This window comes from Kitasatospora sp. NPDC097643, assembly GCF_040302625.1.
Classification (GTDB): Bacteria; Actinomycetota; Actinomycetes; order Streptomycetales; family Streptomycetaceae; genus Kitasatospora.
The window spans coordinates 106,174-115,994 of the sequence record NZ_JBEOSA010000022.1 but is presented as its reverse complement, the minus strand read 5'-3'; the positions used below and the strand labels follow the sequence as shown (position 1 = coordinate 115,994).

Below are 9,821 nucleotides of genomic sequence, written 5' to 3'. Positions count from 1 at the left end.
GTGTGGGGGGAGCCGGTCGCCGGGCCGGGGTGGAGGACGGCGTAGTGGAGGGCGGCGCCGGTGGCGCGGCTCTCGCGGCGGAAGGTGTCCAGGGCCGCACCCGGCCGCCGCGTCCGGCCGTCCCGTCCCGGCCCCGGGTCACGGCCGGGACACGACGACGCCCAGGGCCGGTCGGGGCACGTCACGGTCGTACGGACAGGACCTGTGGCCCTGGGTCCCCGGGCTGCCCGGCCCTGGGCCGGCGCCCCCCGAGGGCGGAGGCTGGCGGAGCCTGCCGATCGAGGCAGGCGCGTCGCACGACGCAGCCTTCGAGACCTGGACGGAACATGATCGACAGCACTCGCGAGACCAGGGCCTACCTGGTGGGAGGCGGGATCGCCTCGCTGGCCGCAGCCGCCTTCCTGATCCGCGACGGCGACGTCCCCGGCACGAACATCCACGTCCTGGAGGAGCTCCCGCTCGCCGGTGGTTCGCTGGACGGGCGCGGCGCGGCCGAGCGGGGCTACGTCACCCGGGGCGGGCGGATGCTGGAGGAGGAGGCCTACACCTGCCTGTGGAACCTGCTGGAGACGATCCCCAGCCTGGACGACCCGGACATCACCGTGCGCCAGGAGATCCTCGACTTCAACCAGGACTGGCCGACGGATGCGAAGGCCCGGCTGATCGACCGGGACCACCGCGTCCTCGACGCCTCCCAGCTCGGCCTGAACACCCATGACCGGATCGAACTGGCCCGGCTGCTGGCGCTGCCGGAGTCCGTGATCGGCGCCCGCCGGATCGACGACTTCTTCTCCGAGCACTTCTTCGCCACGAACTTCTGGGCGATGTGGCGCACCACCTTCGCGTTCCAGAACTGGCACAGCGCGATCGAGCTCAAGCGCTACTTCCTGCGCTTCGTCCAGGAGTTCCCGCGCATCCACACCCTCTCCGGGGTCCGCCGCACGCGGCTCAACCAGTACGACTCGATCGTGCGCCCGCTCACCCGGTGGCTGGTCGAGCGCGGCGTACGGTTCGAGCACGGCGTCCGGGTCACCGACGTCGACTTCACCGAGACCGACGGGATCCGCCGCGCCCGGCGCCTCCACCTGGTCCGCGACGGCCGTCCGGAGAGCGTCGAACTCGCGACGTCCGACCTGGCCCTGATCACGCTCGGCTCGATGACCGCGGACGCCGCCTACGGCGGTGACGACACCGTGCCCGAGCTGGTCCGGGACAAGCGCGACGGCGGCTGGGCCCTGTGGGAGACGCTCTCCCGCAAGGCCCCCGACCTCGGCCGGCCCGCCGTCTTCAACGGCAACATCGCCGAAGCCGCCTGGGAGTCCTTCACCCTGACGATGCGCAGCCCCGCCCTGCTCAAGCGCATCGAGGAGTTCAGCGGCAACGCCCCCGGCACCGGCGCCCTGATGACCTTCAAGGACTCGCCGTGGCTGATGTCGATCGTCGTGCCCCGCCCGCCGCACTTCGACGGCCAGCCCGAGGGCGTGTTCACCCTGTGGGGCTACGGGCTGTTCATCGACACCCCGGGCGAGCACACCGGCAAGGCCATGGCGGAGTCGACCGGCCGGGAGATCCTGGACGAGCTGCTCGGCCAGCTCGGCTTCGACGACATCGCCGACGAGGTCCGCGCGACCACCACCGTGACCACGGTGATGATGCCCTACATCACCAGCCAGTTCGCCCAGCGCGACGTCGGCGACCGTCCGCTGGTGATCCCGCACGGCGCCCGCAACTTCGCCTTCCTCGGGCAGTACGTGGAGATCCCCGAGGACGTGGTGTTCACCGTCGAGTACTCGGTGCGCGGCGCCATGCACGCCGTCTACCGACTGCTCGGCCTCGACGAACCCGTCCCGCCGGTCCACCACGCCCTGCTCGATCCGAAGACGGCCTTCCAGGCGCTGAAGACCGCCTTCGGCTGAGCCCCGTCCCATACCCCGGTGGCGGGGGAGTGCCGGCCCGCCCGGCACTCCCCCGCCGCCGCACGAGAAACCGGAGCATTCCCATGAGCACCTACGTACTGGCCGGCATCGACGGCTCGCCCGAAAGCACCGCCGCGGCCCGCTGGGCTGCCGCCGAGGCCGTCCGACACGGTCTCACCCTGCGCCTGGTCCACGCCCGGACCTGGCTGGACGACATCCACGCCGACCCCGCTCAGCCGGCCGACGTCCGCGCGCTGACCACCCGGATGCTCTCGGACGCCGAGCGGGCGGTCCTGGACGCCCACCCCGGTCTGGAGGTCCGGACGGAGCTGATCGAGGGCGGAGAGCCGGTCGTGGCGCTGGCCGAGGCGCTGAACGAGGCGGCCTCCGGAGCGGAACTGCTGGTCCTCGGTTCGCGGGGACTCGGGGGCTTCGCGGGCCTGCTGGTCGGGTCGGTCGGCCTCGCCGTCGCCGGCCGGTGCGAGGTACCGGCGGTCTTCGTCCGCGCCGGGGAGTCCGAGCGGCCCGGCGGCCCCGACCGGCCCGAGGTGGTCGTCGGCGTCGACACCCGGGCCACCTCCCCGGAGGTCGTCGAGTTCGCCTTCCACCAGGCCGCCCGGCGCGGAGCCGTCCTGCGCGCCGTCCACGGCTGGGAGCCGCCGCCGGTCTGGGGCTACGCCGGCTGGGTGCCCCCGCTGGCCGAGGCGGAGCAGTTCCGGGCGATCGAGGGCGAACTGCTCACCGGGGCGCTGATCGGCTGGCGGGAGAAGTTCCCGGAGGTCGAGGTGGTCGAGGACGTCCGGATCGGCACCGGTGCCTCGGCGCTGGTGGACGCCTCCACCGACGCCTCCGTCGTGGTGGTCGGCCGCCGACGGCGCCCGCACCACGCCGGCCTGCGGCTCGGCCCGGTCGCCCACGCCGTCCTGCACCACGCGCAGGCACCCGTCGCGGTCGTACCGCACGACTGACCGGACACCCGCAGGCGGTGGGCCCCACGAAGACGTGGGGCCCACCGCCTTTTCGCGCTGCCCCGAACGGTCCCGGCAGGGTGCCCGAGGGGGTCCCTGGTCCCGGAACGGCGCGAACCGGGGACGGTGTCACCCGTCCCCGGTTCCGCGTCGCAGCTGTCCCGTACCCCCCGCTACTGCGCGGGCGTGATGAGGCCGTAGTGGCCGTCGTAGCGGTGGTAGAGCACGTTGCCCCGCCCGGTGGCGGTGTCGGTGAAGAAGACGAACGGCAAGCCGGTGAGGTCGAGCCTCGACACCGCCTCGGCCACCGCCAGTTCCGGCACCCCGGCGGTGCTCACGCTGAGCCCCGGTTCCGGCTCGCCGGCCGGCCCGGCGGTGGCCAGGCGGTGCCCGCCGGCGGGCTCGTCGCGGTAGACGACGCTGTCGCGGCCGGTGGTGGCGTCGGTGAACAGGTGGAAGTCGTAGTCCATGGCCTCCATCTCGAACACGGCGGCCCGGGCGCTCTGGCTGGGCAGGCTGTACGCCTTGTGCCGCACGATCCGCCGCTCCTCCGGCGCGAGGCCGCGCCGGTGCGGGCGGTGCTCGTGCCCCTCCTCCTCGTGCCACGCGCCGAGGCCCGCCGTGGCGTGGTGGCGGTGGGAGTCGCGGTGCTGCCGCACCCGGGCGAGCCGGCGGGTCAGCCGGTCCTGGAGCAGGTCGACGGCCTCCTGCATGGTCGCGGCCGCCACGTGGGCCCGGACCGGGCGGCCGTTGAGGTCCACCACGGCCTGGGCGACGGCGGGCTTGACGACGGCGTGGTTCCGCTCCTGGGTGAGCCTCACCCGGGTCGCGAGCACCGGCTCGTGCTGCCGCTCGACGACGGCCAGCAGCTTCGCCTTGGCGTAGTCCGGCGCGGCGAGGGACACCTCACCCCGGGTCTCGACCTGGATGTCGTGGGCCATCGGTGTGTGCAGACGGTTCATCAGGAGTCCTGCCTTTCGGATGTGGTTTCGGACTGCCGGGCGCCGGCGACGACGCGCACGGTCAGTCCCTCCGCAGGGTGGCGACCAGGATCGCCTTGATGGTGTGCATGCGGTTCTCGGCCTGGTCGAACACCAGCGAGGCGGGCGACTCGAAGACCTCGTCGGTGACTTCGAGTCCCTCCAGCCCGTGTCGGGCGGCGAGTTCGGCGCCGAGGTCGGTGCGGGTGTCGTGCAGGGCCGGCAGACAGTGCAGGAAGGCCGTGCCCGGCTTGCCGGTCGCGGCGAGGGTCTTGGCGTTGACCTGGTACGGCAGCAACTGCGCGATGCGGTCGGGCCAGTGGTCGTGGTCCTCGCCCATCGAGACCCACACGTCGGTGTAGAGGTAGTCGGCTCCGCGCACGGCCTCGGTCACGTCCTCGGTGACGGTCAGGCGGGCCCCGCTGTCCAGCGCGAGCGCCCGGCACGCGGCGACCCGCTCCGCCTCGGGCCACAGTGCGCGCGGCGCGGCGATCCGGACATCCATGCCCAGCAGGCTCCCCATCGCCATCAGCGAGTTGGCGGTGTTGTTGCGGGCGTCACCGAGGTAGCAGAAGGAGATCTCCTCCAACGGCCGACCGCTGTGCTCGCGCATCGTGAACACGTCGCACAGGCTCTGGGTGGGGTGGCAGGCGTCGGTGAGGCCGTTGTAGACCGGCACTCCGGCGTGGCGGGCGAGTTCGGTGACGGTGTCCTGGCTGAAGCCGCGGTACTGGATGGCGTCGTACATCCGGCCGAGGACGCGGGCGGTGTCGGCGACGCTCTCCTTGTGGCCGATGTGGGAGCTGTCCGGGCCGAGGTAGGTGGTGGTGGCGCCCTGGTCGGCGGCGGCGACCTCGAAGGCGCAGCGGGTGCGGGTGGAGTTCTTCTCGAAGATCAGCGCGAGGCGGCGGCCGGTGAGCCGGGGCGTCTCGGTGCCGGCCCGCTTCGCGGCCTTCAGCTCGGCGGCGAGGTCGAGCAGGTGGTGGATCTCGGCGGCGGTGAAGTCGAACTCGTCCAGGTAGTGGCGGCCGTGCAGGTCGGTGGTCATGGCGGCTTCTCCTCTGCGGGGGTGGTCAGTTGGCGGGGTCGCGCTGGATCGGGCAGCTCATGCAGCGCGGGCCGCCGCGGCCGCGGCCGAGCTCGGATCCGGCGATGGTGACGATCTCGACGCCCTGCTTGCGCAGGTAGGTGTTGGTGGTGGTGTTGCGCTCGTAGCCGACGACGACGCCGGGTTCGAGCGCGAGGAAGTTGCTGCCGTCGTCCCACTGTTCGCGCTCGGCGGCACGCACGTCCTGCTCGGCCGAGAGGAAGCGCACCTTGTCCAGGCCGAGGGCCTCGGCGAGCGAGGAGGCGAGGTCGGCGTCGGGGCGGACGTCGAACCCGGCCGGCCGTTCCGGGGCGGGCGTCAGGGTCCAGGAGCGCAGCCGGTCGGCGAGGCCCGGGTACACGACGAAGGTGTCCCGGTCGATCATCGTCAGGACGGTGTCCAGGTGCATGAAGGCGCGGCTCTCGGGCAGCCGGACGGCGATCACCCGCCGCGCGGCGCCGTACTGGAACAGCTTCTGGGTGAGCTGCTCGACGGCCTGGGGGGATGTCCGCTCGCCCATGCCGATCATGACGACCCCCTCACCGACGACGTGGACGTCGCCGCCCTCCAGGGTGGTGCCCGGGGTCTGGACGGTGCCGTCCAGCAGCGGGGGCGCGGTTTCGGCGAACAGCGGGTGGAAGCGGTAGATCGCCGCGGTGTGCAGGGTCTCCCGGCGACGGGCCGGCTTCGCCATCGGGTTGAGGCTGTAACGCCCGCCGATCCAGCAGGAGTTGTCGCGGGGGAAGAGGTGGTTGGGCAGCGGCGGCAGGGCGAAGTCCTGCTCCCCCAGCGCGCTCCAGACCAGGCTGTGCGGGCTCTTCAGCGGCAGGTCGTCCTTGAGGACGCCGCCGATCAGGTACTCGGCGAGGGTCGGGCCGTCGAGGTCCTCGCACAGCGCCCGGACCGGGTCGACCAGGGCGGGCCCGACGGTGGCCTCGGTGATGATCTGTCCGAGCAGCCAGGCCCGGGCCGGCGGCAGGGCGAGGGTCTCGCCGAGCAGGTCGGCGTAGTGGTGGACGCGGACGCCGTGGTCGCGCAGCACCTGGGCGAAGGCGTCGTGCTCCTCGCGGGCCCGCTTGGCCCACAGGATGTCGTCGAACAGCAGGTCGTCGACGTTGCGGGGGGTGAGCCGGGCGAGTTCGAGGCCGGGGCGGTGCAGGATGACCTGGCGCAGGCGGCCGGCTTCGGAGTCGACACGCAGGGTGTTCATCGGTGGGTCTCCTCGTTCTCGGTTCTCAGTGCTGGTGCCGCGGGCGCAGCGCGCGGAGGATGATCGTCGGCAGGCCGACGGGGTGGGGGGTGCGGGCCGCGCGGGCCACCGGCACGGGGGCGGCCGGGCGGGCCGGCGGCACGGGGTCGGCCGTACCGGGGCCGGCGGGCGCCGCCGTGGCCGTGGCGTTCCCGCTCCGCTCCCGCTTGAGCCAGATGTAGACCGGGATGCCGAGCAGGATGGTGAACAGGCCGTAGTAGACGGTCTGGTAGCCGCTGCCCTGGATCGACCAGTAGGAGAACACCAGGGCGAGGACGGTGACGGTGACGTCCCGGGCCAGGCGCCGCCGGTCGAGCTCGGCACGGCCGTGCTGCACCAGCCAGAGCAACTGGGCGGCCGCGGACACCAGGTAGGGGATGACGGCGGTCAGGACGCTCAGCAGCACGATCTCGGTGAAGACCTTGGTGAACTGGGTGTAGCTGACCACGGTGAGCAGCGAGGCGAGCAGGGTGGCCGAGACGATGCCGAAGACCGGTACCTGGCCCTGTCCCCGGGCCTTGGCGAAGACGGAGGGGAACAGTCCGTCCCGGGCCGCGGCGAGCGGCATCTCGGCGCAGATCAGCGTCCAGCCGTTGAGTGCGCCGAGGCCGGAGATGATCGCGGCGGCGGCGACCAGGTTCCCGGCCCAGGTGCCGCCGGCGATGGTGTTGAACGCGTCGGTGAACGGTGCCGTGGAGCCCGTGAGTTGGGCGTGCGGGACGGTACCGAAGACGGCCAGGGTGCCGAGCAGGTAGATCGCCGCGCAGGCCAGCGTGCCGTACACGGTCGCCCGGGGCACGTTGCGCTTCGGGTCCCGGACCCGGCCGGCGGCGACCGAGGCGGTCTCCAGGCCGATGTAGCTGAACAGGGCGATGGCGCCCGCCGCCGAGACGGCTCCGAGGGCCGACCCCCCGCTCGCGTTGAAGGCCCCGAAGTTACCGGACTTCACGAACAGCAGGCCCGCCGTCCCCATGAACGCCAGCGGGAGGAACTTCAGCACGGTGGTCACCACCTGGAAGGCCCCGATGCTGCGCACGCCCGCGAGGTTGACGGCCGCGGGCAGCCAGAGCCCGGCCAGCGCGATCGTGATCGACGCCCAGGTGTGGTGGCCCTTGTTGACGAACACCTCGACGTAGCCGACCCAGGCCACCGCGATGGCCGCGTTGCCCGCCCAGGCCGTGATCCAGTAGGACCAGGCGGTCAGGAAGCCGGCGAACTCGCCGAACGCCTCCCGGGCGTAGACGTACGGACCGCCGCTGCCCGGCACCCGCTCGGACAGCCGCCCGAACACCACCGCCAGCGCGAGGGCGCCGACGGTCACGGCGACGAACGCCACCAGGGCGATCGGCCCGTAGGGGGCGAGCGCGGACGGCAGGGCGAACACCCCCGTCCCGATGATGCTGCCGACGACCAGCGCGGTCGCGGCGGGCAGCCCGAAGCGGGTGTCGGTTCTCGGTTGCCCCGGGGCCGCTGCGGCGGCCCGTCGATCCGGTCGGTCGGGTGCGGACATGAGGGTGCTCCTCGGTCAGAGTGGAAGTCCGGGGCGAGGGTCTTGCCCATCGCTCGCCGAGGAAGATCCTCGATCCGCCGAGCCGCTCCGTCCCAGGGGCCGACAGTCCCTGTCCCCCGTGCCTGCGGTCCCGGTCCGCCCGCCGGTGGTCCCGGCCCGGCCCGGGACCACCGCCGTCGTGACCGGGACCACCGCCGTCGCGACCGGGACCACCGGCCCAACGGCCGGTCCCTTCGGTCCCTTCTCCCGCCCGGCCCCCGGGCGGGAGATTCGATGGCATGCCGGGCGGCGGCCGTCCGGGCCCGATGCCCTGATCTCACGAGGGGGAACCACCATGACGCGCTATGTCCTGACCGGAATCGACGGATCGCCACAGAGCGAGGCCGCGGCGCTGTGGGCGGCCGCGGAGGCCCGCCGCCGGGGCTGCGCGCTCCGGCTCCTGCACGCCTGGCCGTGGCTCGACGCCGGGGACGAGAACGTCTCGCGGCCCGGCGACCTGCGGCCGAGAGCGTTGGACGCGCTTCGCGGGATCGGCGACCGGATCCGGCACGACCACCCGGACCTGCCGGTGGAGGTCGCGGTGCTCTCGGACGATCCGGTCGACGGGCTGATCGCCGCGGCGAAGGGGCAGGAGCTGCTGGTGCTCGGCTCCCGCGGGCTCGGCGGGTTCGCCGGCCTCCTGGTCGGCTCGGTCGGGCTCGCGGTGGCGGCGGGCACGCCCATCCCGACGGTGCTGGTCCGCTTCGGCCAGGCACCCACCGAACGGCCCGCGGCCGTCGAGGCCACCCGGGAGGTGCTGGTCGGTCTCGACGGCCGTGAACCCGGCGACGCCGTCGTCGAGTTCGCCGCCGCCGAGGCGGAGCTGCGCGGCTGCCGGCTGCGTGTCGTGCACGGGTGGGACCTGCTACCCGCCTGGGCCTACGGGGGCCTGATGCCACCCCTGGTGGACCCGGTGGAGCAGGAGGCCGTCCAAGCGGCCCTGATCTCCCCGGTCCTCACCGGCCTGCGGGCGAAGCACCCCGGTGTCGACATCGTCGAGGACATCCGCCTCGGCGGCGGAGCCCGGGCCCTGCTGGAGGCCGCCACCCACGCCGACCTGGTCGTCGTCGGCCGGCGGGAACACCACCACCGCCTGGGACCGCGCCTCGGCCCGGTGGCCCACGCCGTCCTGCACCACTGCGCCGCCCCGGTCGCCGTAGTCCCCCACCCGTGAGCCGCGCCCACCCCTCACCACCGCCCACCCGAGCAGCGACAGGGCGCACCACCGTGGCCGGTACCCACCGCCCCGGACGGGTGTTTGCCCTTCGCCGCACCCCTCTGACCTGTCCGTGCAGGACGTCAGTCGCGGTGGACCAGCAGGGTGCCGCCGGCCAGGACGGCGCTGGCGACCAGCGCCCAGGCGGTCTGTCCGTGCAGGACGAGGGCGGCTCCGGGCGCGGCTCCGGCGAGCATGGTGACGACGGAGAGGATCTTCCTGCGCTGGCGGGCGGCGGCGCCCCCGGCGAGGCGGGAGTCGGCAGCCAGACCGGTCAGGGTGAGGGTGAGCACGGTGGTGGTGAGGTCCGGCACGCCGAGGCTGCGGACGGTGCCGTTGCGGATGCCCATCGCCAGGGCGAGCAGGGCGATCACGACGTACTGCGCGGGCCCGTCCGTGCCCTGGACGAAGACGACGGCGGCGGCGACCCCGTACAGCGCGGCCTCCAGGGCGAAGACCGTGCCCAGCCGGGCAGGGCGCCGGGGTCCGGGGTCCCGGGTGGCCAGCCGACCGGCCAGGAGTGCGCCGAGGAGGAAGGCGGCGAGGGAGGTCAGTGAACCGGTCACGGAGAAGCCGGGTGCTCCGGCGAGGGCGAAGGCGATGACGACGACGTTGCCGGTCATGTTCGCCGTGAAGACGTGGCCGAGACCGAGGTAGCTGACCGCGTCGATGAGGCCGCTGACCAGGGTCAGGCCGAACAGGGCCAGGGCGAGCGGGTGGCGGTCGTGGATCTGTGGTCCGGGTGGTGGGGAGGTGGTGCGGGAATCGGCTGCGGGCGTGGTCACGACGGCTCCTCGGTCCGGCGGGGGAGAGAGATGGTGGGCGGGGTACGTGCGCCCGGGGGGCACCGCCGCGC

The 9,821-nt window shown here is 73.4% G+C and carries 9 protein-coding genes; 3 read left to right on the top strand and 6 right to left on the bottom strand.

The window, feature by feature from the left end:
* Window positions 1-185: hypothetical protein (locus tag ABTY15_RS16815; RefSeq protein ID WP_350588733.1), on the bottom strand; the 185-nt coding region annotated here is incomplete at its 3' end.
* Between the two features lie 141 nt (window positions 186-326).
* Here ABTY15_RS16815 and ABTY15_RS16810 point away from each other — a divergent pair.
* Window positions 327-1,916, top strand: a complete 1,590-nt coding sequence (locus ABTY15_RS16810; RefSeq protein ID WP_350588727.1) for an oleate hydratase — start codon at window positions 327-329, stop codon at window positions 1,914-1,916.
* Window positions 1,917-1,999: 83 nt separating this feature from the next.
* Window positions 2,000-2,884, top strand: a complete 885-nt coding sequence (locus ABTY15_RS16805; protein WP_350588708.1) for a universal stress protein — start codon at window positions 2,000-2,002, stop codon at window positions 2,882-2,884.
* 173 nt (window positions 2,885-3,057) lie between these two features.
* Here the strand turns inward: ABTY15_RS16805 and ABTY15_RS16800 are convergent, their stop codons facing one another.
* The 4 genes from ABTY15_RS16800 to ABTY15_RS16785 form a co-directional block, all read right to left on the bottom strand.
* Window positions 3,058-3,846, bottom strand: coding sequence for a ribosome hibernation promotion factor (locus tag ABTY15_RS16800; RefSeq protein WP_350588703.1), 789 nt, complete (start codon window positions 3,844-3,846; stop codon window positions 3,058-3,060).
* Window positions 3,847-3,907: 61 nt separating this feature from the next.
* On the bottom strand, window positions 3,908-4,912 hold the full coding sequence (argF, locus tag ABTY15_RS16795) for an ornithine carbamoyltransferase (protein ID WP_350588702.1): 1,005 nt from the start codon (window positions 4,910-4,912) through the stop codon (window positions 3,908-3,910).
* 25 nt (window positions 4,913-4,937) lie between these two features.
* Window positions 4,938-6,161, bottom strand: a complete 1,224-nt coding sequence (locus ABTY15_RS16790) for an arginine deiminase (RefSeq protein WP_350588701.1) — start codon at window positions 6,159-6,161, stop codon at window positions 4,938-4,940.
* Between the two features lie 25 nt (window positions 6,162-6,186).
* Entirely contained in the window at window positions 6,187-7,710 is a 1,524-nt protein-coding gene (locus tag ABTY15_RS16785; RefSeq protein ID WP_350588700.1) for an amino acid permease, read from the bottom strand.
* Between the two features lie 334 nt (window positions 7,711-8,044).
* Here ABTY15_RS16785 and ABTY15_RS16780 point away from each other — a divergent pair, with 334 nt between their 5' ends.
* Entirely contained in the window at window positions 8,045-8,923 is an 879-nt protein-coding gene (locus ABTY15_RS16780; RefSeq protein WP_350588699.1) for a universal stress protein, read from the top strand.
* Window positions 8,924-9,048: 125 nt separating this feature from the next.
* On the opposite strand, the gene ABTY15_RS16775 is transcribed toward ABTY15_RS16780, so the two are convergent.
* On the bottom strand, window positions 9,049-9,750 hold the full coding sequence (locus tag ABTY15_RS16775) for a YoaK family protein (RefSeq protein ID WP_502893520.1): 702 nt from the start codon (window positions 9,748-9,750) through the stop codon (window positions 9,049-9,051).
* Between the last annotated feature and the right edge of the window lie 71 nt (window positions 9,751-9,821).

Coding starts and splice junctions, on each gene's coding strand:
- ABTY15_RS16780 (WP_350588699.1), top strand. CDS start 8,045: ATGACGCGCTATGTCCTGACCGGAATCGACGGATCGCCACAGAGCGAG.
- ABTY15_RS16805 (WP_350588708.1), top strand. CDS start 2,000: ATGAGCACCTACGTACTGGCCGGCATCGACGGCTCGCCCGAAAGCACC.
- ABTY15_RS16790 (WP_350588701.1), bottom strand. CDS start 6,161: ATGAACACCCTGCGTGTCGACTCCGAAGCCGGCCGCCTGCGCCAGGTC.
- ABTY15_RS16800 (WP_350588703.1), bottom strand. CDS start 3,846: ATGAACCGTCTGCACACACCGATGGCCCACGACATCCAGGTCGAGACC.
- ABTY15_RS16810 (WP_350588727.1), top strand. CDS start 327: ATGATCGACAGCACTCGCGAGACCAGGGCCTACCTGGTGGGAGGCGGG.
- argF (WP_350588702.1), bottom strand. CDS start 4,912: ATGACCACCGACCTGCACGGCCGCCACTACCTGGACGAGTTCGACTTC.
- ABTY15_RS16785 (WP_350588700.1), bottom strand. CDS start 7,710: ATGTCCGCACCCGACCGACCGGATCGACGGGCCGCCGCAGCGGCCCCG.